Genomic DNA, 23,505 nt, shown 5'->3' on the forward strand with positions numbered 1-23,505 from the left:
CGATAGTGAACAAGTACCGTGAGGGAAAGGTGAAAAGCACCCCGACGAGGGGAGTGAAACAGTCCCTGAAACCGGATACCTACAAACAGTCGGAGCCCGCAAGGGTGACGGCGTACCTTTTGTATAATGGGTCAGCGACTTAAAGTAACGAGCAAGCTTAAGCCGGTAGGCGTAGGCGCAGCGAAAGCGAGTCTGAACAGGGCGTTCAGTTCGTTGCTTTAGACCCGAAACCGAGTGATCTAGCCATGAGCAGGTTGAAGGTGCGGTAACACGCACTGGAGGACCGAACCGGTGTCTGTTGAAATAGACTCGGATGACTTGTGGTTAGGGGTGAAAGGCCAACCAAACTCGGAAATAGCTGGTTCTCCGCGAAAGCTATTTAGGTAGCGCCTCGCATGTATTCTCCAGGGGGTAGAGCACTGGATGGGCTAGGGGGTCCCACAGACTTACCAAACCCAACCAAACTCCGAATACCTGGAAGAACTATGCGGGAGACACACGGTGGGTGCTAACGTCCATCGTGGAGAGGGAAACAACCCAGACCAACAGCTAAGGCCCCCAATTCGTGGCTAAGTGGGAAAGGATGTAAGAATCCCAAAACAACCAGGAGGTTGGCTTAGAAGCAGCCATCCTTTAAAGAAAGCGTAACAGCTCACTGGTCTAAATAAGGGTTCTCGCGCCGAAGATGTAACGGGGCTCAAGCCACGAGCCGAAGCTTTGGGTTCATCCGCAAGGATGAGCGGTAGCGGAGCGTTCCGTAAGCCGTTGAAGGAGTAGCCGTGAGGCGCTCTGGAGGTATCGGAAGTGCGAATGCTGACATGAGTAACGAGAAACACTGTGAAAGACAGTGTCGCCGAAAGTCCAAGGGTTCCTGCGTAAAGTTAATCTTCGCAGGGTTAGCCGGTCCCTAAGGCGAGGCCGAAAGGCGTAGTCGATGGGAATCACGTTAATATTCGTGAGCCAGTGGATGGTGACGCGTTGCGGAAGTCGTTCGAACTTACTGGATTGTTCGGGCGGCCTAGCGGCGCCAGGAAATAGCCTCCACATCAGACCGTACCCGAAACCGACACAGGTGGACTGGTAGAGCATACCAAGGCGCTTGAGAGAATGACGTTGAAGGAACTCGGCAATTTACCTCCGTAACTTCGGGATAAGGAGGCCTTCGGTTTGGGCAACCAGATCGGAGGGGCACAGACCAGGGGGTGGCAACTGTTTAACAAAAACACAGGGCTCTGCGAAATCGCAAGATGACGTATAGGGTCTGACGCCTGCCCGGTGCCGGAAGGTTAAGAGGAGAGGTGCAAGCCTTGAATTGAAGCCCCGGTAAACGGCGGCCGTAAATATAACGGTCCTAAGGTAGCGAAATTCCTTGTCGGGTAAGTTCCGACCTGCACGAATGGCGTAATGACTTCCCCGCTGTCTCCAACGTCAGCTCAGTGAAATTGAATTCCCCGTGAAGATGCGGGGTTCCTGCGGTCAGACGGAAAGACCCCGTGCACCTTTACTGTAACTTTGCATTGGCATTCGTGTCGGCATGTGTAGGATAGGTGGTAGGCTTTGAAGCATGGGCGCCAGCTCGTGTGGAGCCACCCTTGAAATACCACCCTTATCGTCATGGATGTCTAACCGCGCTCCGTCATCCGGGGCCGGGACAATGCATGGTAGGCAGTTTGACTGGGGCGGTCGCCTCCCAAAGAGTAACGGAGGCGCGCGATGGTGGGCTCAGAGCGGTCGGAAATCGCTCGTCGAGTGCAATGGCATAAGCCTGCCTGACTGCGAGACAGACAAGTCGAGCAGAGACGAAAGTCGGTCATAGTGATCCGGTGGTCCCTCGTGGAAGGGCCATCGCTCAACGGATAAAAGGTACGCCGGGGATAACAGGCTGATAACCCCCAAGAGTCCATATCGACGGGGTTGTTTGGCACCTCGATGTCGGCTCATCACATCCTGGGGCTGGAGAAGGTCCCAAGGGTTCGGCTGTTCGCCGATTAAAGTGGTACGTGAGCTGGGTTCAGAACGTCGTGAGACAGTTCGGTCCCTATCTGCCGTGGGTGTAGGAGAATTGAGAGGATTTGTCCCTAGTACGAGAGGACCGGGATGAACATACCTCTGGTGGACCTGTTGTGGCGCCAGCCGCAGTGCAGGGTAGCTATGTATGGACGGGATAACCGCTGAATGCATCTAAGCGGGAAACCCACCTCAAAACGAGTTCTCCCTCGAGAGCCGTGGAAGACGACCACGTTGATAGGCCGGGTGTGGAAGCGCGGCGACGCGCGTAGCTTACCGGTACTAATAGCTCGATTGAGCTTGATCGCTCTCATTTATCAACGCCCATCCAAAATAGAACGACCATTTGCTTCGATGTGTTTCGCCGGCCTGGTGGCCTTCGGCGAAGCGATCAGACCCGATCCCATCCCGAACTCGGCCGTCAAACGCTTCAGCGCCAATGGTACTATGTCTCAAGACCTGGGAGAGTAGGTCGTCGCCAGGCCTGCCAAACACATCAACCTTCCTCTTCCGATCACACACATAGCGCCGCCCAAAAGCGGCGCTTTTTAGCGTCTCGGCGCGGGGTGGAGCAGCCCGGTAGCTCGTCAGGCTCATAACCTGAAGGTCGCAGGTTCAAATCCTGCCCCCGCATCCAAGACAAAAAATCCACCTCGAACGCCAAACGCCCCTTGCCCCGAAGGGCGGGGCTTCGCGAGCGCAGGGGCGCGTCAACCGCCTTTTTCAAAGCGTGGCATATCCCCATCAAACCGCGCGCGATCCGGTTTTGTCCATCAGAACACGCGCAACACAGCTCTCGAGCGATTGCCGCCAGGGCGGCAGCCGCAACCCGTAGCGGATTGCCAGTTTTTCATTGTCGAGCCGCGAATTCGCCGGCCGCCGCGCAGCGGTGGGGTAGTCGGCGGTGGAGATGCGCTGGACGCGGACGGGCTTGCGTCCGAACTTTTCTGCGGCGGCGAAGGTCGCCTCCGCGACATCCGCCCAACTGGCGTCGCCTTGCCCCGTCACGTGGAAGACCCCGCGCAAGCTCGGCGACGGGTCCTCGACGAGACGACGCGCCATGACGAAAATGGCGTCGGCGATGTCGATGGCGCTCGTCGGATTACCGAGTTGATCAGCGACGACGCTGACTTCCGCGCGCGTCTCCCCAAGCCGCAGCATTGTTTTCACAAAATTGGCGCCGAAGGGGCTGTAGACCCAGGCGGTGCGCAAAATGACATGGTTCGGATGGGTCGCGGCGATGTTGTGCTCGCCGGCGAGCTTGGAGCGTCCATAGGCGCAGGTCGGTCCGGTGGGATCGTCCTCCCGGTAGGGACGCGGCAGCATCCCGTCGAAGACGTAATCTGTCGACAAATGCAGGAGGGGGACATTCAGCTCCGCCGCCGCTTCGGCCACATGCCCGGCGCCTTCGCCATTCACCCGCATAGCGAGATCAGCCTCGCTCTCTGCCCTGTCCACGGCCGTATAAGCGGCGGCGTTCACAATCGCATCGCAGCGCGCGTGACGCAGGCCGGCGAGCACCGCGTTGCGAAGTCCAAGGTCGAGCTGTGGCCGCCCGAGCGCGGTGATCTCGATGTCCTTCGCCGCGCGCTCGATCAGGGCGCTGACGACCTGGCCGGTAAGGCCGGTAACGGCGAGACGGAGGGACATGATCGCGCCTTTGTCTGTTGAGGGGCGCAAAGTCTATCCTCTGCCGACCGCGTGCGGCAAGGCGCGCAGGCGCCTGCGCGATTGGGCTTCAGCCTCGACGCTTGGCGATCATGCGCCTGATTTCAGGCAGGCAGGAGCCGCAATTGGTTCCGGCGCGCAACAGGCGACCCACCTCGGCCGCGTCCGTGCATCCAGACGCAATAACGGCGTCGATTTTGCGCTCGCTGACGCCGAAGCAGGCGCAGACCACAGGGCTGCTCTCGCCGTCCCTCGGCGCCGTCGCGCCTGAGAGGAGCTCAAGCCGCTGGGAGGCGCTGAGCTTATCGAGCGCGGAGAGATCCAGACCCGCATCGACAGGTGGCGGCGAACGCCCGAGCGCGAGGAACAGCTCGGCGCGGTCGGCGCGGAAAGCGGCGGCCCGCAACAACCCCTGAGCCTCGTCAAAAAATTCAACGACGTCCTCTGAGCCGTTGCGGCGCAAGAAGTCCAGCCAGAAGGACGCTTGCGCGTCGCTGGCGATCCGGTAGGCAAAGCCGCCCGCCACGGCGAGACGCGCCCACCACATGCCTCGAGGCAGCGCCAGGGGCCGCCGGGCCAGCAGCACGCCCTGGCGGGCAAAGGCGCAAGGCGCGATCGCCGCCGGCGCAGCCTTCGATTCCGGCTGGCCGGAAATCGGATCGACGCACGGCGGGACGAGCGCGCCGACCCGCGCCTGCGCCGAAGTCTCGTCGGTCCAATGGATCGGCGCGAACAAGTGTCCCGTCGGCTGACGCTCCGTGACGATCGCGCGCAAGACGCAAGACCCGTGCGCGGTGACCACGCGCGCGAAGCCATTCTGTTCGACGCCCGCGGCCTTCGCGTCCTTCGGATTGATTTCCACGAAAGGCTCGGGAGCGTGGCGCGCGAGACGCGGGCTTGTTCCCGTTCGCGTCATGCTGTGCCATTGATCGCGCACGCGGCCAGTATTGAGCCGCAGCGGATAGTCGGCGGTCAGAGCCGAGGCGAGCGTCGGCTTCTCGGGCGCGACGAAACGCGCCCGCCCGTCCGGCGTGTTGAAGGCGCCCTCGCCGAACAACCGCGAGCGTCCGGCGCTTTCGCCGGGGCGGATCGGCCACTGGGTGGGCTCCAACGCGTCGTAAGCGTCGTCGCTCAGTTCGGCGAGACCGCCCAGATCGAAGTCGCGCTTTCCTGCGTTCTCGAAGGCTGAGAGCGCCGCATGCTCGCGAAAGACGCAGGCCGCCGAGCGGAAATCGAAGCCGGGAAAGCCCATCCGGCGGGCGACGTCGCTGAAGATCGCCCAATCCGGGCGCGTCTCTCCCGGCGGCGAAAGAAAGGCGCGCTGCCGCGAAATCCGGCGTTCCGAATTGGTCACCGTCCCGTTCTTTTCGCCCCAGGCCTGTGCGGGGAGCAGAAGATGCGCGCCGCTGTTGATGGTGTCGTTCGACCGCACATTGTCCGACACGACGAGAAGTTCGAGTTTTTGCAGGGCCCCGCGGGCGGCGTCCGCGTCGGGGAGCGAAGCGGCCGGATTGGAGCCCACGATCCAGAGCGCCTTGATGTCGCCCCGCGCGACAGCCTCGAACATGGCGACGGCCTTGAGGCCCTCCCGCTCGGCGATCCGCGGCGCGTTCCAGAAACGTCGCACGCGATCGACGCTCTCCGGCTCGAATCCCATGTGCGCGGCAAGGCTGTTGGCGAGACCGCCAACCTCTCGTCCGCCCATGGCGTTGGGCTGGCCCGTGAGCGAAAAGGGCGAGGAGCCGAGCTTTCCGATGCGTCCCGTCGCGAGATGACAATTAATGATGGCGTTGACCTTGTCGGTTCCCTGGGCCGACTGATTCACACCCTGGGAAAAGGCGGTGACGACGCGCGCCGTTCGCGCGAACATATCGAAAAACGCCGCAACCTCGGTTTCGGGCAGGCCGGCGCTCACCGCGGCGGCGGCGATCGACGGCGCGATGCGGCGCGCCTGCGCAAGCGCGGCCTCGAACCCCGTTGTGCGTCGCTCGATATGGTCCGAGTCGATGACGCCGCTTTCCGCAAGATGGACGAGGAGGCCCGAAAACAGCGCCTGATCGGAACCGGGCATGATCCGCAGAAAGAGATCGGCGCTCTCCGCCGTTGCGGTGCGGCGCGTGTCGATTACGACGAGCTGCGCGCCACGCGCCTCCCGGTTCCGCATGATGCGCTGGAACAGGACGGGATGGCACCAGGCCGCGTTCGAGCCGACGAGCACGATGAGATCGGCGGCGTCGAGATCCTCGTAACACCCCGGCACCGCATCGGCCCCGAAAGCCCGCTTGTGTCCCGCCACAGCGGAGGCCATGCAGAGGCGCGAATTGGTGTCGACGTTCGCCGAGCCGATGAAGCCCTTCATCAGCTTGTTGGCGACGTAATAATCTTCGGTGAGAAGCTGCCCGGAAAGATAAAAGGCGACGGCGTCCGGTCCGTGGCGATCGACGATGCGCTTGAATCCCGCCGCGACGGCGTCGAGCGCGGCGTCCCACGACAAGCGTTCGAAACCGTCCCCTTGGCTGCGGCGCAGGGGATGCAGCAATCGGCCTTCGAGGCCGAGCGTCTCGCCGAGCGCCGAGCCTTTCGAGCAAAGACGCCCGAAATTCGAGGGGTGAGACGGATCGCCGGCGACGCGGGCGACGCCCGTTTTATCGACCGAAGCCAGTACGCCGCATCCCACCCCACAATAGGGGCATGTCGTCCTCGTCGCCGTCGCTGGCGCCGCCGCGGCGCCAACCGCCGCAACGGCGCCGGACTTCGAAATAACGTCGAGCATCGCCATACCTTAATAGACGTCCTGCTGATAACGGCCAGCTTTCTTGAGACCCGCGACAAAAGCAATCGCCTCGTCGACGCTGCGCGCGCCATATTCGGCGACGATATCGACAAGCGCGCGCTCGACGTCCTTGGCCATGCGTTGCGCGTCGCCGCAGACGTAGAAATGCGCGCCTTCGGCGAGCCAGGCCCAGAGCTCGCGGCCGGCCTGGCGCATGCGATCCTGCACGTAGAACTTTTCTTCGCCGTCACGCGACCAGGCGAGAGACAGGCGCGTGAGCAGCCCCGTGGCCTTCATGGCGTCGAATTCCTCGGCGTAGAAGAAATCGTGAGCCGCGCGCTGATGGCCGAAGAAGAGCCAGTTTCGGCCCCTCGCGCCGGTCGCGGCGCGTTCCTGCAAAAAGGCGCGAAAAGGCGCGACGCCCGTGCCCGGCCCCACCATGATGATTGGTTTCGACGCGTCCCCCGGGAGCGCGAAGCCGTGCGCCGCCTGAACATAGACCGGCAGCGTCTCGCCCGGCGCGACGCGTTCAGCGAGAAAGGTGGAGGCGACGCCCAGCCGCTTGCGCTTGCCGACGACATAACGCACGGCGTCGACGGTGAGGGACAGGCGCCCCGGCGCCGCCTTTGGAGACGAAGAGATGGAATAAAGGCGCGGCTGCAGCGGCTCGAGCGCTTCGACGAAGGCCTCGGCATGCGGCCTCGCGCCGGAAAACTTCTGAAGCGCCGCGAGCACGTCGAGCGACGCGGCGTCGCCGTCGGGGTCGTCGCCCTGCGCCAGACGCCGCGCCTTTTCGCGGGCGGCCCCGCCGGTGACGAAGGAAATGAGGTCGAACAGGGCGTCGGGCGCGGGCGAGAGCGACACGTCGCCTTGCAGCGCTTCGCGTAAAGTCTTGCCGCGCACGGGCGTCATATGCGAGGCGCCGAGCATGGCGATGATCTGATCGACGAGGCCAAGATCGTTTTTCGCGAAAACGCCGAAACTGTCGCCCGCGGCGTAATCGAGCCCGCTCTCGGAAATGTCGAATTCGACGTGCCAGGTCTCCTTCTTGGACCCCTCCTTGTTCAATCGCCGTCGCGTCAGGAAAGTCGCGTGAACGGGCGCCTCGCGCGCGCGGCCGGGGGCGCGGGACAACGCCTCGTCCGCCGCGATGGCGGCGGCCACGGGCCCTGCGGGCGCGGCTTGCAATTCGTCCGACAGCCCTTTCAGCATCCGCGCAGTCGCCTTGCCGCCCGGAGCGCAGAGATTGAGTCGGGTCTCCTTTCGCGAGACGACGGCCTCGGCGTAGGCTTCGCAATTATAGCCGCACTGGCCGCAGTCCTGCTGCGCCATGGCCGCCATCATGCGCCGCCGCAAGGGCCGCCCCTCGGCGAGCCGCATGCGTTCGTCGAGAGAGAGCGCTGGATCGCGCCAGGGCGTCTCGGCGTCGTCGCCGTCGGCGGCGGCCATGATCGCCGCATTGCCTGCCGGGCTGAGAGGCGTGACGGCGGCGCCGTCGGGCGCAGCGAAACCGGCGAAAAAGCCGTTGAGCCAGGCGCGCTGCTCAGGCGAGAAGGGCGCGCTTTCGGGAATGAGATCGGCGGGGGGCGCAATGTGATTCATGGGGCGGTCTTTTCTGCGTCGGCGAGACGGCGGATCGTCTCTGTTTCGAGGCGGCGCGCAAAGCCGGCGAAATCCTCGGAGTCGCTCGCGCGATTGTTGCGATAGGCGCGGAGTACGCCGGCCACGACGCGCGGCGCGTCCTCCGCCCGGACGTCACGATAAAGCTCTCGCGCGATGGCGGCGTCCTCGGCGAAGCCGCCGCCCACGAGGATGTGATATCCCTCGCCCGTGTCGCCCTCGTCGTTGATCGGCACGCGCGCGCCGATGAGTCCGATGTCGCCGATGTAATGCTGCGCGCAAGAGTGATGGCAGCCGGTCACGTGGATGTTCACCGGCGTATCGAGGGGCGCCGCGCTCTCGCAATAATCGGCGATTTCCAGGGCGTGGCGTTTCGTGTCTGCGGCGGCGAAGCGGCAGCCTGAATTTCCGGTGCAGGCGACGAGACCCGTGCGAAGGGGCGAGGCGCGCGTCGAAACTCCAAGCGCCTCGATGGCCGCCTCGGCCTGCGCAAGCTTGTCGTCGGCGACGCCTGTCAACAAGACATTCTGCCAGACAGTGAGCCGCAGACCGCCGTCGCCGTACTGCGCCGCCACATTTGCGAGACCGCGCGCTTGCGCCGGCGTCAGGCGGCCGAGAGGCAGGGAGACGCCGAGCCAGTTCAAACCTGGCTGCTTTTGCCGATGCGCGCCGATATGGGCGCCGCGATCCTGCCGGGGACGCGCAAGCGCGGCGCCCGCGGGGACGCGCAGGAGCTTGCGCCCGAGTTTCTCCTCCACGGCCGCAAGGAACCTTTCGAAGCCCCAGGCGTCCAGCAGATATTTCAGCCGCGCTTTGACGCGATTGGTTCGGTCGCCGTGGTCGATGAAGACGCGAAGAATTGCGTCTGCGACCTCGATCGCCTCGTCAGGCGGAACGATCACGCCAGTGTCGCGCGCGAAATCCTTGTGGCCGGTAATGCCGCCGAGCGCGAGCCGGAAATAGACGCGGGGCGGCGAGCCCTGGCCCTCGACAATCTCTACGGCCTGAAAGCCGACGTCGTTCGTATCCTCCAGCGCGCCAATCTTGCCCGCCCCGTCGAAAGCGATGTTGAACTTGCGCGGCAGACCAGAAAGCGAGCGGTCATTGAGAATATGATGGTGCATGGCGCGCGCATAGGGACGCGTGTCGATCAGCTCCTGCGGATCGACGCCTGCCGTCGGGGTTCCGGTGACGTTACGAATATTGTCGGCGCCCGAACCCTTCGACCATAACCCGAGATCCTGCACGGTCTCGATTACGTTTACGGCGTCTTCTGGCGCGATCTCGCGAATCTGAATGTTTGCGCGCGTGGTGACATGCAGATAGCCGCCGCCATGGGTTTCAGCGAGATCGGCGAGCCCCGTCAGCTGCCAATGGGTGAGAAGGCCGTTGGGAATGCGCAGCCGGCACATATAGGCGTCCTGGGCCGGCGCCACATAGAAAAGCCCGTAGTAACGCCAACGAAAATTGTCGGCGGGCTTCGGCGGCGCGTTGTCGCGCGCCTGCGCGACGAGGCGCGGATAGGCGTCGAACGGATGTTCCTCGCGCTTCCATTTTTCCTGATCGCAGAGCTTTCCGCCGGCGGCGACGACGCGGTCCTGCGCTTCGAGATGCGCTGCGTCCGGTCCGACCGGCTTGGCCGGCGCCGCCGGCGCGCCGCGACCGCCGCGCGCCGAGAAGCCGGCGGCGAAGCCTTCGAGATAGCGCTTTTGGTCAAGCGTGAAATCCGCCGTCATGTCAGGCCGCCTTATCGAGGCGCGGCGCGCCGAACAGCAATTCATGCAAGTCCGCCACGCGTTCTCCAGAGCGGATGAACGCCAGGCAATCGCGGGCGCCGCTCGTATCGCCGATGAGAATCGCCCCCGTGAGCCTGTCGTCCTGAACAACGAGCTTTCTGTAAACGCCCATGCGCGGATCCTTGCAGTACAAAATATCCGCCCCGCTGTGCGCGAGATAATCGCCGGCGGAAAAGACCCGCACGCCCGAGACCTTCAAATTCGTCGAAACAGTGCTTCCCTCATATTGCGCCGCACGTCCGGCGAGGCGGGCCGCGAGAATATGCGCCTGCTCATAGGCAGGTTCGACGAGCCCGTAACAGACGCCGCGATGTTCGGCGCATTCGCCGATGGCCGAGATGTTCGGATCGCTGCTTGCGAGCCCATCATCCACCACGACGCCACGCTGGACGGCGAGGCCCGACTTGTTGGCGAGTTCGGCGTTTGCGCGAATGCCGACAGCGAAGACGACGGCGTCGACTTCGAGCAATGAACCATCGGCGAACGCGGCCCACTGCACGCGGCCGTCTCCGCCGACGCGCGCCGTATCGGCGACGAGCCGGACGCGGACGCCCGTTGCTTCGACGAGGCGCTTCAAGAGCGCGCCGCCTTCGGCGTCGAGCTGGCGTTCCATCAGTCGGTCCATGACATGGGCGAGAGTCACATTTGCGCCGCGTCTGACCAGGCCATAAGCGGCTTCGAGGCCGAGAAGGCCGCCGCCAATGACCAGAACGTTTTTGCCTTCGGCGCCGAGTCGAGAGAGCGCGTCGACGTCGGCGACGTCGCGAAACGTATGAACGCCGGGAAGCGCAGCGCCCTCTATGTTCAAGCGGAGGGCGCGCGATCCGGTCGCCAGCACGAGTTTGGAATAGGGAAGCCGCGCGCCGTCGTCGAGCGCAACCACGCGCCCGGCGCGGTCGATGTCGACCGCCCGACGTCCGGAGAGAAATTCGACGCCTTCCGCGCGCCACCATTGCGCAGGTCTCAGTTCGATATCGGCGAGCTCAGCCTCGCCGGCGAGCACGGAAGAGAGCAGCACGCGATTATAGGCGAGACGGGGCTCCTCTCCGATCACGGTCATACTGTAGCGGCCGGGCGCGGCCGCCGCCGTCTCTTCGATCAGCCGCGTCGCGGCCATGCCGCCGCCAATGATGAGGAGTTTCTCGCGATCCATGCTGCGCTCTCCTTACGCCGCTTCCACATAGCGGTGACGCTCATAGAGGAACTGCAGCACGCGCTGGCGGCAGTCGAGATAGACGGGGTCCGTCGCCAGAGCGATGCGGTCGCGCGGGCGGGGCAGGGAGACGTCGAGCACCTCGCCGATGGTCGCCTGCGGTCCGTTGGTCATCATCACGATGCGATCGGAAAGAAGAACCGCTTCATCGACGTCGTGCGTCACCATCATGACCGTATTGCCGAGACGCTCCTGAAGGGCCATGACCTGGTCCTGCAAATGCGCGCGGGTCAAAGCGTCGAGCGCGCCGAAGGGCTCGTCGAGAAGCAGGACTTTCGGCTGCATCGCCAGCGCGCGCGCAATGCCCACGCGCTGCTTCATCCCGCCCGAGATTTCGCCTGGCCGTTTGTCCTTGGCCTGCGCCATCCGCACGAGCTCCAGATTATGGAGGGTCCATTCATGGCGCTCGGCGCGGCTGGACGCGCCGCCAAAAACCTTGTCGACGGCGAGGCGGACATTTTCATAGGCCGTGAGCCACGGCAGCAGCGAGTGGTTTTGAAAGACGACAGCGCGGTCGGGGCCCGGCGCATTGACTTCCTGTTCCTCGAGCAGGACCACGCCGCTCGTCGCGGGAATCAATCCAGCGACGATATTGAGCAAGGTGGACTTGCCGCAACCGGAGTGACCGATAATGGAAATGAACTCGCTTTTTTCGACGCGCAGCGAGACATTTCCGAGGACTTTCGCGCCACCGTTGAAAACCTTGTCGACGCCTTCAATCTTGAGGTAGCCGGGCATTATTTCGCTCCTTAATTCGTCGCGGCGCCGCGCGTCGCCAGATAGCCGATGAGCGCGACGAGCCGATCCAGGATGAAGCCGGTGAGGCCGATGTAGACGAGCGCGACGAAAATGTCGGGCAGGCGCGACGAGTTCCAGGCGTCCCAGATGAAGAAGCCGATGCCGACGCCGCCCGTGAGCATTTCCGCTGCGACGATGGCGAGCCAGGAGAGACCGACGCCGATACGCAGGCCGGTGAAGATGTAGGGCGCAGCGGAGGGAATCATGATCTTCCAGAAGAACTCGATATGGTTGAGGCGCAGCACCGCCGCGACATTGCGATAGTCCTTAGGAATGTTCCTGATGCCGACCGCGGTATTGATGACGATGGGCCAGATCGAGGTAATGAAGATGACGAAGATCGCTGAAGGCTGGCTGTCGCGGAAAGCGGCGAGGGAGATCGGCAACCAGGCGAGCGGCGGCACGGTGCGCAAGATCTGAAAGATCGGATCGAGGCCCCGAGTCGCCCACTGCGATTGCCCGACGAAGGCGCCGAGCAGAACGCCTGCAACGCTCGCAAGGCCGAAACCCACGGCGACGCGGCGCAAGGACGTCAACACACGCCAGCCGAGCCCCATATCCTGCGAGCCAGCCTCGTAGAAGGGATGCAGGATGAGATCTCCCGCCTCGCTCCAGATCCGCGCCGGAGAGGGAAGCGCCGACGTCGGCTTGGCGCACAAGAGCTGCCAGGCGAGAAGAAGCAGCGCAAGCGTGATGAGCGGGGGCAGGACGGCGGCGAAGAAGGCCTTGATCGCTCCCTTATATTTGATTAGCAACGGCGTGCGCCGGCGGCGGAAGGCTTCCTCGATCTCCGCGTCATAAAAGTCGGTCGTGCGCTCATCGCGCGTGACGGGCATCGTCATGCTGCTCTCTCTCTTCTCTCTTAGACTTCGGCGCGCTTGATGGATTGGCTCTTGAGATAGTCGAACGGCCTGTCGGGGTCGAAAACCTTCCCATCGAAGAAGGTTTCCTTGCCCCGCGACGTCGACGTCGGAATATCCTTGCTGGCGACGCCGGCGGTTTTCGCCGCCTCGCGCCAGAGGTCCTCGCGATTGACCTTGGCGACGAGGCCCTTGATATCGGTCTTGGGGTCGAGCTTGCCCCAGCGAATCTCCTCGGCGATGAACCAGGCGTCGTGGCTCTTGAAGGGATAGGAGGCGTTGTCCCGCCAGAATTTCATCCCGTATTTCGTGCCTTTTTCAGTGCGGCCGGCGCCGTAATTAATATCGCCTTTGAGGCGACCGACAATGTCGGAGACTGGCGCGTTGAACCATTGGCGGCGTCCAACGATCTCCGCGACTTCCGCCTTATGGTCGTCCTTGTCGCACCATTGTTGGGCCTCGATCACCGTGGCGACCAGGGCTCTTGCGGCCTTCGGATTCTTGTCGACCCATTCGGCGCGCATGCCGAGCGCTTTCTCGGGATGCTTCCGCCAGATTTCACCGGTCGTGCACGCAGTATATCCAACGCCCTGATTGACGAGCTGCTCGTTCCAGGGCTCGCCGACGCAAAAGGCGTCCATATTGCCGACCTTCATATTCGCAACCATCTGCGGCGGTGGAACGACGATGGTCGAAACGTCCTTGTCGGGGTCAATGCCGGCGGCCGCGAGCCAGTAGCGCAGCCACAGATCATGCGTGCCGCCAGGGAAGGTCATCGCGACCTTGATCTCCTTCCCCTCGGACTTTTTACGCGCGAAGGCGGCTTTCAGCGCATCCGCCTTAACGGTCGCTTTCGCGTCCTTGTAGTCGTTTGAGACGGAAATCCCCTGGCAGTCGAGATTGAGGCGCGCAAGGATATACATGGGCGTCGGCGCATTATTCTGCGTCACCTTGCCTGTCGCGATCAGATAGGGCATGGGCGTCAGAATATGGGCGCCGTCGACGCCATTGGCCGCGCCGCCGAGGACAAGATTGTCGCGCGTCGCGCCCCACGACGCCTGTTTAACGACCTCGACGTCGGGCATGCCGTATTTTGCAAAGAGACCCTTTTCCTTCGCGACGATCAGAGGCGCCGCGTCGGTGAGCGCGATGTAGCCGAGGATCGCTTTTGTCGTCTCGGGGCCCGCCGTTTCAGCAAATACGCCCCGCGGCGCGATCGTAGCCGCGGCCGTCGCCGCCACGCCCTTCAGCAGGCGCCGGCGATCGAAGCTGGAAGTGAAGGCGTCTGATTTTTTCGACATTATTTTCCCTCGGTCGTCGACTCGCCGCGCCACGTGGCGCAATAAAAAAGCCGCTGTGCGAAAAGGCCCGAGAGACTCGGACGTTTTCGACACAGCGGCGTTGCTGCATAAGCCCTTCGGCGGGCCAGGCGCGCCACGCGCGGCGCGTTTCCAACTCTTAAATGCAACACGGGCGCCAGGTCGCGGTCGGCGATCGTGGTGAGGAAATCGGATCAGACTCGGCGCAATATCGTAGCAGGCGCCGAGGGGTTGAGCGTCAGGCGCCAAATCTTCAGGCCAAACGATGTGAAAAAGGTCATCAGCTTCTCGAGCTTATTGCAAAGGCGGCGATATATGTCTCGAGCGCGTCGCCGGTGAAGGCGGGGCCCGCGAAGGCCGTGATGGGGGAGGGCGCCGTTGCAGCCTTGACGCCGGCGGCTTTGTCGAAGAAAGCCGGGTCGAAGACGTCCTTCGAAATCCCCAAGGCCTCGCGTGACAAGCGCGCCTGTCCCCATCGCGCCATCTGCCCATAAAGCCACGCCGCCTGATAGGGCTCAGGACGGCCGACGACGCGGTCGCCGAAGATGAGATTACTTCTTGCGCCCCGTTCAACTGTCACGTTCAAGCTCGTATCGAGAATGGCGCGGATGGTGCGCGCCTCGACGCCAACCCGGTCGGGGCGGGCGAGGACCGACGCGACCTCCGCGCGATTTTCCGGCGCATGGATAAAGTCCGTCGCATTGAGACAGGCGTTGATGAGCGCCACGACGACAGATGGATCGCTGTTGGCCATGCTCTCGCGGAGCGCCAGCGTTTTTTCCGGGGCCGGATGAAAAATGTCGCAGGCCGGATGAAGGATCACGCCAACCCCAGCCTCGGCCGCGACGGCATTCCAGGGAGCGCCGACGCAAAAACCGTCGAGTTGTCCCTTAGCGAGGCTTTCAGCCATGAACGGGGGCGGCAACACGACAAGACGCAAATCCTCATCCGGATTTACTCCCGCCTCCGCCATCCAGTAGCGCAACTGATAATTATGCAGGGAAAAAGGAAACGTCATGCCGAAGGTTAAAGGCTCGGCGCCGCGCCGTTCGTCTTCGTAAATGATCGTATGCAACGCGCGGGCGCTGACGGACGGGTCCGCGAGATCGCCGTTCGCCGCCTCGACGAGGCGGGCGTGGAGATGACGCGAAACAGTTATGGCGTTGCCGTTCATCGCAAGATTAAACGGCGCCACGAGCGGGGCCTTGACTTGGTTGAGGCCGAGCGTGGCGGCGATCGCCATTGGGGCGAGGAGATGCGCGGCGTCGTAATGGCCGACGGCAAGACGATCGCGGATGTTGGACCAGGAGACTTCCCGCACAAGCTCGATGTCGAGGCCTTCCGCCGCCGCAAAGCCCTTGTCCACGGCAATGAAGAGGCTGGCCGCGTCGACGAGCGGCATGAATCCGATCTTGAGCGGCCTGCACGACGTCATTTCAGCAACTCCGAGGCCGTAATCACCGACTGCGCAATGTCGGCGATCTTTTTGCTTTCGCGCATGGCGACGCCGCGGAGCAGGCGATACGCCTCCTCCTCAGAGAGATTTTTCGTCTTCATGAGAATGCCCTTGGCGCGGTCGATCGTCTTGCGTTCCTGCAAATCCGACTTTGCGCGCTCCAGCTCGCTTTGCAGCTTGGCGAAGGCGTTGAACCGCGACACGCACAGATCGAGAATCGACTTGATCCGCTCTTTCTTCAGCCCACCGACGATATAGGCGGAGACGCCGGCGTCCACCGAAGCTTGAATGGAGGCGGCGTCGGATTGATCGACGAACATGGCGACGGGCCGCCGGACAGCGCGGCTCACCTGAAACATCTGCTCGAGTTCGTCGCGGGACGGATTCTCGAGATCGATGAGAATGACGTCCGGATCGATGGCGTAAACGCGCTTGAGCAGATTGTGGGTCTCGGCGATCCGCTCGACCTCGACGAATCCGGCTTCGCGCAAGCCTTCTTCAAGGATCGCGGCGCGGATCGGACTTTCATCGACGATAACAATCTTCAAGGTTTGCGCCCTGCGTCTCTGGGCGTATGGCGTTGCAAGGACTGATCCATCTTGGCCCGCAAGATCAAGCGGTCTCCTTTACGTCAGCGATGCAGCTTGTCCAAGAGCGCGTCGACGATTTTGACGACGGCGACGCTTCCCAGGCAGATCACCGCCGCGAGCACGGCCGCCTGAACATAGTCCGAGCAAGAAGCTTTGCGTTCACGGAGCGTCGCGCGGGCGCGACGCCGAGCTGTGTCGAAAGACATTGTCGGGTTCCTTATCGAGCGGTTCGGCGCGCGGCGGCGGCGAAGCGAACCAACTAGATCTTGAGGCGCACTGACACGGCGGCCTGCCAGTCCTTCATGATCTGCGGCCCGTTCAAATTCTGGTAGACCGGGAGCCCCGCCTCCACGGCGAGCGACATATTGTCAAGACCGACAATCTTTCCGCCGATTGTCGCGCCGCCGAATATTTCGACGCGCTGCCCGCCGTAGAAATTTGGGTTGGCTGCGGGCGCGCGCCCGCGGATCTGCCAGTCGAGGCCGCGGATCGTCCCCATCAGAGAGGCCTGCGCGCGGATTGTCGTCGTCAGGCCCGGCAGCAGATTATAGCCGCCCCAGGCGTTGAACTCATGGTAATCGCCCCAGCGATAGCCTTCTGGATTTGCGCCGAGCGGGAGGCGGCCGCGATAAGAGAGCCCCCAGGACCATGCGTCCAGATGACCCGCGTAAACCACGCCGGGCATGATGTCATATGTCCCGGTCCCGGGCTGCAGCCCATAGAAGGCGCGGCTCGTGACATAGCTTGCGTCCGGCTGCAGGAGCGTAAAGATCTGGCGGTTGCTCCCCGTGGGGAAGGACATGCCGAGATTGATCTGGATGCGATGGACGTCGTCTTGATACAGGCGATATATGCCCGCCGCCATCAGATCGCCGAAGCCTGCCGTTCCCGTGTAGCTCATGCCGAGAGGATTGATGCTGCGGGTAAGCCCTTTGAAGGTGAGCATGTCGAGATTGCGCTCGACCATATTGGCGGTGATCACGATGGCGAAGTCCTTGGCGACGCCGTAAGCCATTCCGAGCTGCTGGACGGCGACCGCGATGTTCTGCGGCACGAGCCGAAGCGTCTGCGTCGGGTTGAAGAGATAAGGCGTGGTTGCGGCGACGAAGGCGGAGGACACGCCCTGCGAGCCGATCCGCTGGCCGGAGAAATTCGCGAAGCCGGCTGAGGCCGCAAGTGTGAATCGACCTGGCGCCGGCATATCGGCGCCGAAAACGCCCATCGGCGCGGGCGGCGGCGCCGGCGGGGCGGCGGCGGGCGCGGGAGCGAGCTTTGCCGCAGCCGGCTTCTTTGCAGCTTCTCCCGCGTTTGCGCCATAAGAAGCCAGCGTGAAAGCGAGGGCGGCGACTCCCGTCTTCCAATAATAGGCGTGCGGGAACGACGCCATGAGCTTTCGTTTCAGTTTCATCGTCAGCCTGCCAATCCTGCTTGCGGCGCCGGGCTGCCGGGCCGAGAGCACAAAAAAAAGCCGCTGTCCGAAAGCGGCGCATTTCTGCGCAAGCTTTTCGGAACAGCGGCGTTGCTGATTGTGACCCGCCCTTGGGTCGTCGACGCGCGTCGTGGCGTGGTCAACAATCGTGCAAAGATCGCGCCAATCTCGCCGACGCTGGCGACCCTGCGGTTTCACGGCGTTTCGCGGCGCCTGCCTGCAAGAGCGACGAACGACTTGGCGTTTTTGCAGTCACGATAAGATGCAAATTCAGACGCCTGCACGGGATTTGCGCACCGGCGGACGACGGTCCGACGAGGCGCCGCTCTGAAACTCCGCGCAGGCTACGCCCGGCAGCAAGGAGAATCCCACGAGCGCCGACCCGGCGGCGCCATGCAACCAAACCGCGGTTGCGCTTTATAATAAGGGTCTGCTGCTACTTATTATTGTTTCGAGAGGGACCATGCGAAACTCATGCGGGACGCCGCTCGCCAAGCTGGGGCCGCTCGCGTCCCCCTTTGCTATGTGCGGGCCACTGCTGGCGCCGCCCCTGCGACTGACTGGTTCGTGCGCCGGCGATCCCGCAGCTTCAGGCTGATCCGGCGGACAGAGCGGCGTCGGCGGCCGAGCGTCAGGGACGCCGCCGGCTGTCCGGGCCGGCTTTTTCAGTCGCAATCGACGGAATGGTTTCAGCGAAACTGCTGGAGAGCCATCTTCAGCGGCTCGACGGACATTTGAATCATGCCGTCGTAGGGCTGATCCAACTCGAGTGTGAGAAGGATCGCGCCGGTCATTGAGAGCGCCGCCATGAACAGCGCGGACAGCACCGCGGCGTTCGCCGGGGCGATCAGACCGAGGCTGAAAAAGATGGTCATCAGCCAGAAGACCAAGACCGCCAAAAAAAGAGGGGAAATTGTGCTGGAGGTGCTCTGGTAGATTTTCCAGCGCGAGATCGCTACTTCGTTGCCAAGAGACAGCGCGGCGTTCTTCAACCATGTCTGAGCCGCGTTCTGCTCAGGCAGCTCCATCAGTTTGACGGTGAGGTCATCGATGCCCTCGCCTTTCGCTTCTTTGACCGGACGTCCTTTGGACGTCTCTTCAATGATGCTTATGCCGGCGATCGCAACCTGTCGGAGCGCATTGCGGGCGGCGTCGGATTTGTTTCCATATTTGAGGAGCAAGCGGTTCAGGACGATCATTTTCGCCGTGCCCTCCTTGAGTTGCAGCTCTTTGCCGTCGAACGAGCCTTTCGCCGTGGCGATGAGGAGGCCAAGGGTCAATGCGGCGAGGCCGATGACGACGCTTCGCGCCGCCTTGATGATCGTTTTCGATTCTTCGCTGAGGAAGTGCTCAGGCAAGAATTCCTTTGCAATCATTCCGCCGACGGCGGAGGCGAAAATGCAGAACAGGGCGATCAGGCTGACGACCAACGGGCTCATGGTTTAAAGACCTCTCCGGGAACCGACGATATACCTCAAGAAATGGGGATGAGCAGCGGCTCTTTGCGCTCCCGAGCCCGACGCGTCGGGGCGGCGGACGAGAGGGAGAAGTCGCCGTCATGAAGAGGCTCGCACGCGAAGCTCGCCACCGGCGCGCGCCTGTCGTCCAGCGGCGAGGGGGCGTCTGCGCGTCGGCGTCGTGGATGGCGCAGCAAATCGCGAGCCCCGCCACCCGGCGAGCCGAGGGCGCTAATCCAGGCCTTCTAAGAGAATGGTGCTGCAAGAGAGGATTGAACTCTCGACCTCTCCCTTACCAAGGGAGTGCTCTACCACTGAGCTACTGCAGCGCTGGGTCTTTGGGGCCTGCGGCCAGGGGCGCGCGGACACCGGCCTTGTGCCACAGCCCGGCGCGAGTCGCAAGCGGGCTGAGGACGCGCTGGACCCGATCTTCATCGGGCGCTTTGCGACGCGGCCGCCTTTGCGTTAACCAAAAATTTACGGCAAAGCTTATGTTGACAAGAATACAACCTACGGTAGCATAAGTTTCGCTGTGATTTGCGGTGCGGGCGCCGCAGAGGTCCGCGAGGACGCTGGCGTCCCGCAGGACGCATGGTTTTCCGGACCAGGGGGCTGGTCTGACATTGACGGAGGCTGGGGTGATCGACAGGATTCTAACGGACGAACTTTGGAGCGCGGTCGCGCCCATTCTCCCGGGAAAAGAGGGGGATCCTGGCTGTCACGGGCGCGATAACCGACTGTTTCTGGAAGGCGTGTTCTGGATCGCGCGCACAGGGTCGCCCTGGCGCGACCTGCCAGTCGAGTTCGGGAAATGGTACACAACCTATACGCGATATCATCGCTGGGAAAAACGGGGCGTCTGGCCGCGCGTCGTCGAGGCGCTGCAGCGGCAGGGCGCCGCAGGGTTGCGCTACGATGAGGCTGGCCTGCGCTGGGCCGAGGCGGCGCCGACTCCGGTCGTCCGAGTCGACGCCGAGGCCGATCGGGCGGCCGCCTGAGGCGGGGCCCTACTGAGACTGGCTTTGGCTCTGGGTCCAGGTCGGGGCCACGCGGACCTTTACCTCGATCGTCTCGCCCGCGCCGCCGGCGCGGGCGCCGCGGATCGGCTCGGCGCTCAGATAGTCGAGCGCAACCGCCAGACGCACATGCCGTTCGCTGGGGGAAACGCTGTGAGCGGGGTCGAAGCCGACCCAGCCGAGATCGTCCACGAAGGATTCCGCCCAGGCGTGGCCCGCGACCTGCTCGTCGCTGTCCGTCCGGAGATAATAGCCGCTGACATAACGCGCCGGCGCGCCGATCGCGCGCGCGCAGGCGATGAACAGATGCGCGAAATCCTGGCAGACGCCCTTCCCCGCGGCGAAGGCTTCCGCCGCGGTGGTGGCGGCGTGGGTCGCGTCGGCGTCGAAGGTCATTTTTTCGTGGATCGCCGAAAGCAGCGCATGGAGCTGCGACAATCGGCCGCTTTCGCCCACGGTCGTCTCCCGGGCGAAGTTCGCGATCTCGGGACTGGCCGCGGTCAGCGGCGTCTCGCGCAGATAGAGCGCTGGCGGAAACCGCTCCAGCCCACCCGAGGAGACGCCCGCCGTGTCGAAAGTGGTGATGTCTCCTTCGACCATGGTGGTGATCGAGTCGAGCGGTCCCTCGGCGGTGAAACGATGCACGACATTGCCGAAGGCGTCCTCTCCGCAAATGAGCCGGCAATCCCGGTCGACGTCGATACGCCATTCCTTGATGTGCTGACTGTCGAAATTGCGAGGCGTCAGCCGCAAGTGTTGGATCGCCGATTTTGCGGGCTCGAGATAGCGGTAGGTCGTCTCGTGCCGGATGCGGATACGCAATGGAACTCCGTTGTCGCTGGATATGTCGGCTGCGGCGGCGCCGGCCGCCGACGCAACTTAAAAGAGATACTGCTCGGTAATCAACGCGCCGAGACGGTTGTTCTCGCCGATGAAGCCCTGCACGAATTCATGCAACCCGCCCTGGAAGACGCTTTCCATTGTGAGCGTCTCGAGCTTGCCATACATGCCGCGCGCCTGACGCTGCGCAGCGCCCTGGCGCCCATGCGCGCGTGCGAGACTGTCGAGATTGCGCACGATGCTCTCGTAGCAGGAGATGAGCGAGCGCGGCATCTCCGGGCGAAGGATCAGTAGATCAGCGACGAGCCAGGGCTTCATGCTGGTGCGATAGACCCAGTGGTAGGCGGTATGCGCGGAGACGGCGCGCAGGATCGCAGACCACTGGAAGTAATCGAGCGAGCCGCCGACGACTTCCTTCTCCGGCAAGAGCACGTGATATTTGACGTCGAGGAGGCGGCCGGTGTTGTCGGCGCGTTCGATGAAGAGGCCGACGCGCGAGAACCAATAGGCGTCGTTGCGCAGCATGGTGCGATAGGCGCCGCCGTCATAGGTGAGCGACGTCTGCTTGACGAACTCCAGGAAGCGGCCGAGTTCATCGGAGGAATAGGCGCCGCGGCGCGCCTCCATCGCCTTCATTTCGAGATAGGCGCCGTTGATCGCCTCCCACATTTCAACGGTCAGCGCGGTTCGCACGGCGCGGGCGTTGGTGCGCGCGAATTCGATGCAATTGCGGATCGAGCCGGGATTATCGCGGGAGAAAGTGAGGAATTCGATGACATTGGCCTCGTTGGCTGGCTTGCCGGCCGCTTCGAAAGCGTCCGCCGCGCCCGCAGAGATCAGCACGCTTTCCCATTCGGTGTCGGCGCCGCCATAGGTCTTCGGCAGAGCGGCGAGGCGGCGAGAGGCTTCGATGGCGCGGGCGAGGAAATCGGCGCGCTCCATGTAGCGCGCGAGCCAGTAGAGATTATCGGCTGTGCTTGAAAGCATGGGGCGTTCCGTCTGGGCGCGCTCGCGCCTGATGTCATTTCTGATCGTCGCCAGCGGCGCGGGGAGCCGGCGCGCGGCGTCGCTCGCCTCGCCGTGGCTGCGCCGGTCAAAATCCTCGAATGCGTGCAGCCCGTCCAGCATCACGCGGCCCCCAAGATCGCATCGTCGATCACCCATGTGTCCTTGGTGCCGCCGCCCTGGCTCGAATTCACGACAAGAGATTTCTCGGTCATGGCGACCCGGGTGAGGCCGCCCGGCACGACGCGCACGCCATTCGCGCCGGAGAGCACGAAGGGCCGCAGATCGACGTGTCGCGGCGCGATCCCCTGCGCGACGGAAATGGGGCAGGTGGAGAGCGCGAGCGTCGGTTGCGCGATGAAATTATCCGGATGCGCTTTCAGCTTGTCGCGGAACTCCTCGATCTGGGCGCGCGACGCGTGCGGACCGACCAGCATGCCGTAGCCGCCCGAGCCGTTTACCTCCTTCACGACCAATTCGTCCAGATGGTCGAGCACATAAGAGAGCGCCTCGCGCTCGCGGCAGCGCCAGGTGGGGACGTTCTGAAGCAGCGGCTCTTCGCCCAGATAGAAGCGGATGACGTCGGGCATATACGTATACATCGCCTTGTCGTCGGCGACCCCGGTCCCGACTGCATTGGCGAGCGTCACATTGCCTGCGTGATAGGCGCCGATGAGCCCCGCGACCCCGAGCGCCGAATCCGGGCGGAAGGTCAGAGGGTCGAGGAAGTCGTCGTCGATGCGGCGATAGATCACGTCGACGCGACGCGGACCTTCGGTCGTGCGCATATAGACGACGTCATCCTTGACGAAGAGGTCGCGGCCCTCGACGAGCTCGACGCCCAGTTTGTCGGCCAGGAAGGAATGCTCGTAATAGGCGGAATTATACTGGCCCGGCGTCATCAATGCGATGGTCGGCTCGCTCGTGGCGCGCGGCGGCGCGACGGAGCGCAAGGTGGCCAGCAATTCGTCGGGGTAGTCCTCGATCGGCGCCACGCGATGCATCGCGAAGAGATCGGGGAAGAGCCGCATCATCACCTCGCGGTTCTCCAGCATGTAGGAGACGCCGGAAGGGGTGCGGGCGTTGTCTTCGAGCACATAGAAGCCGTGATCGTCGGTGCGCACGATGTCGACGCCGGCGATATGGACAAAGACGTCATGCGGCGCGCGCCGGCCGGCCATCTCGGGGCAGTAACCGGGATTGCGGTAGACGAGTTCGCTCGGGACCTTGCCGGCCTTGAGGATCTCGCCCGCGCCGTAAATGTCTTTGAGGAACATGTTGAGAGCGGTGACGCGCTGCTTGAGCCCACGCTCCAGCGCCGACCATTCGCTGCGCGCGATGATGCGCGGCAGAATATCGAAGGGGATGAGGCGTTCGGTCGCCTCCTGCGCGCCGTAAACGGCGAAGGTAATGCCGATGCGGCGAAAGAGCAGTTCGGCTTGTTCGCGGCGCGAGGCCAGAAGCTCCGCGGGCGTGCCGGAGAGCCACTGCGCGAGCTTGAGATAGGGGGTGCGGATCGCGCCGTTCGAGCCGCCCATTTCATCGAATTGCGCCACGCGAAGGTCCACGGATCAACGCTCCTCTCTTTGCCGCGCGCCTCTCTTTCCGGGCGCTGCGGCGACACGCTGCCTAGGCTCCACACAAGAAGCATGCCAATT

The 23,505-nt window shown here is 63.4% G+C and carries 17 protein-coding genes, 2 tRNA genes and 2 rRNA genes (1 of these 21 running past the window's edge); 4 read left to right on the plus strand and 17 right to left on the minus strand.

The window, feature by feature from the left end:
- The 3 genes from RVU70_RS09385 to RVU70_RS09395 all read left to right on the plus strand — a co-directional run.
- A 23S ribosomal RNA gene (locus RVU70_RS09385) occupies nucleotides 1–2,315 on the plus strand (it extends 625 nt beyond the left edge of the window).
- A 60-nt stretch (nucleotides 2,316–2,375) separates the two neighbouring features.
- Nucleotides 2,376–2,491, plus strand: a 5S ribosomal RNA gene (rrf, locus tag RVU70_RS09390).
- Nucleotides 2,492–2,567: 76 nt separating this feature from the next.
- Nucleotides 2,568–2,644 (plus strand) — tRNA-Met (locus RVU70_RS09395).
- 107 nt (nucleotides 2,645–2,751) lie between these two features.
- On the opposite strand, the gene rfbD is transcribed toward RVU70_RS09395, so the two are convergent.
- From rfbD to RVU70_RS09465, 14 genes are all read right to left on the minus strand, one after another.
- Nucleotides 2,752–3,657, minus strand: coding sequence for a dTDP-4-dehydrorhamnose reductase (rfbD, locus tag RVU70_RS09400; RefSeq protein ID WP_363345578.1), 906 nt, complete (start codon nucleotides 3,655–3,657; stop codon nucleotides 2,752–2,754).
- 88 nt (nucleotides 3,658–3,745) lie between these two features.
- A complete protein-coding gene (locus RVU70_RS09405) occupies nucleotides 3,746–6,448 on the minus strand; it encodes a nitrate reductase (RefSeq protein ID WP_363345580.1) in 2,703 nt (900 codons plus the stop codon).
- A 9-nt stretch (nucleotides 6,449–6,457) separates the two neighbouring features.
- Complete coding sequence (locus RVU70_RS09410; protein WP_363345582.1) at nucleotides 6,458–8,050, minus strand: sulfite reductase subunit alpha; 1,593 nt, start codon at nucleotides 8,048–8,050, stop codon at nucleotides 6,458–6,460.
- The gene (locus tag RVU70_RS09415; RefSeq protein ID WP_363345584.1) at nucleotides 8,047–9,804 is read right to left on the minus strand and encodes a NirA family protein; all 1,758 of its coding nucleotides are present in this window, start codon (nucleotides 9,802–9,804) and stop codon (nucleotides 8,047–8,049) included. The genes RVU70_RS09410 and RVU70_RS09415 overlap by 4 nt, the downstream gene beginning before the upstream one ends.
- A gap of 1 nt (nucleotide 9,805) precedes the next feature.
- A complete protein-coding gene (locus RVU70_RS09420; protein ID WP_363345586.1) occupies nucleotides 9,806–11,017 on the minus strand; it encodes an FAD-dependent oxidoreductase in 1,212 nt (403 codons plus the stop codon).
- 12 nt (nucleotides 11,018–11,029) lie between these two features.
- Nucleotides 11,030–11,815: an ABC transporter ATP-binding protein gene (locus tag RVU70_RS09425; protein WP_363345588.1), complete on the minus strand. Its 786-nt coding sequence runs from the start codon at nucleotides 11,813–11,815 to the stop codon at nucleotides 11,030–11,032.
- Between the two features lie 11 nt (nucleotides 11,816–11,826).
- Nucleotides 11,827–12,717, minus strand: a complete 891-nt coding sequence (gene ntrB / locus RVU70_RS09430) for a nitrate ABC transporter permease (RefSeq protein ID WP_363345590.1) — start codon at nucleotides 12,715–12,717, stop codon at nucleotides 11,827–11,829.
- A 20-nt stretch (nucleotides 12,718–12,737) separates the two neighbouring features.
- Nucleotides 12,738–14,036, minus strand: a complete 1,299-nt coding sequence (locus RVU70_RS09435; protein WP_363345592.1) for a CmpA/NrtA family ABC transporter substrate-binding protein — start codon at nucleotides 14,034–14,036, stop codon at nucleotides 12,738–12,740.
- 298 nt (nucleotides 14,037–14,334) lie between these two features.
- Nucleotides 14,335–15,489, minus strand: a complete 1,155-nt coding sequence (locus RVU70_RS09440; RefSeq protein WP_363345594.1) for a CmpA/NrtA family ABC transporter substrate-binding protein — start codon at nucleotides 15,487–15,489, stop codon at nucleotides 14,335–14,337.
- Entirely contained in the window at nucleotides 15,486–16,058 is a 573-nt protein-coding gene (locus RVU70_RS09445; protein WP_363345596.1) for an ANTAR domain-containing protein, read from the minus strand. Before RVU70_RS09445 ends, RVU70_RS09440 begins: the two co-directional genes overlap by 4 nt.
- An 83-nt stretch (nucleotides 16,059–16,141) precedes the next feature.
- Nucleotides 16,142–16,306 (minus strand): hypothetical protein, encoded by a 165-nt coding sequence (locus tag RVU70_RS09450; RefSeq protein WP_363345598.1) that lies wholly within the window; start codon nucleotides 16,304–16,306, stop codon nucleotides 16,142–16,144.
- 53 nt (nucleotides 16,307–16,359) lie between these two features.
- Nucleotides 16,360–17,508, minus strand: coding sequence for an alpha-amylase (locus RVU70_RS09455; RefSeq protein ID WP_363345600.1), 1,149 nt, complete (start codon nucleotides 17,506–17,508; stop codon nucleotides 16,360–16,362).
- A gap of 710 nt (nucleotides 17,509–18,218) precedes the next feature.
- A complete protein-coding gene (locus RVU70_RS09460) occupies nucleotides 18,219–18,959 on the minus strand; it encodes a hypothetical protein (RefSeq protein WP_363345602.1) in 741 nt (246 codons plus the stop codon).
- Nucleotides 18,960–19,240: 281 nt separating this feature from the next.
- Nucleotides 19,241–19,315 (minus strand) — tRNA-Thr (locus RVU70_RS09465).
- Nucleotides 19,316–19,624: 309 nt separating this feature from the next.
- Between RVU70_RS09465 and RVU70_RS09470 the strand changes: the two genes are divergently transcribed.
- Nucleotides 19,625–19,984 (plus strand): transposase, encoded by a 360-nt coding sequence (locus RVU70_RS09470; protein WP_363345604.1) that lies wholly within the window; start codon nucleotides 19,625–19,627, stop codon nucleotides 19,982–19,984.
- A gap of 9 nt (nucleotides 19,985–19,993) precedes the next feature.
- Here the strand turns inward: RVU70_RS09470 and RVU70_RS09475 are convergent, their stop codons facing one another.
- The 3 genes from RVU70_RS09475 to RVU70_RS09485 form a co-directional block, all read right to left on the minus strand.
- Nucleotides 19,994–20,824 (minus strand): transglutaminase family protein, encoded by an 831-nt coding sequence (locus tag RVU70_RS09475; protein ID WP_363345606.1) that lies wholly within the window; start codon nucleotides 20,822–20,824, stop codon nucleotides 19,994–19,996.
- Between the two features lie 57 nt (nucleotides 20,825–20,881).
- Nucleotides 20,882–21,829, minus strand: coding sequence for an alpha-E domain-containing protein (locus RVU70_RS09480; protein WP_363351286.1), 948 nt, complete (start codon nucleotides 21,827–21,829; stop codon nucleotides 20,882–20,884).
- 140 nt (nucleotides 21,830–21,969) lie between these two features.
- Nucleotides 21,970–23,415 (minus strand): circularly permuted type 2 ATP-grasp protein, encoded by a 1,446-nt coding sequence (locus RVU70_RS09485; RefSeq protein WP_363345608.1) that lies wholly within the window; start codon nucleotides 23,413–23,415, stop codon nucleotides 21,970–21,972.
- Nucleotides 23,416–23,505: the final 90 nt, after the last annotated feature.

The organism is Methylocystis echinoides (assembly GCF_040687965.1).
Classification (GTDB): Bacteria; Pseudomonadota; Alphaproteobacteria; order Rhizobiales; family Beijerinckiaceae; genus Methylocystis; species Methylocystis echinoides_A.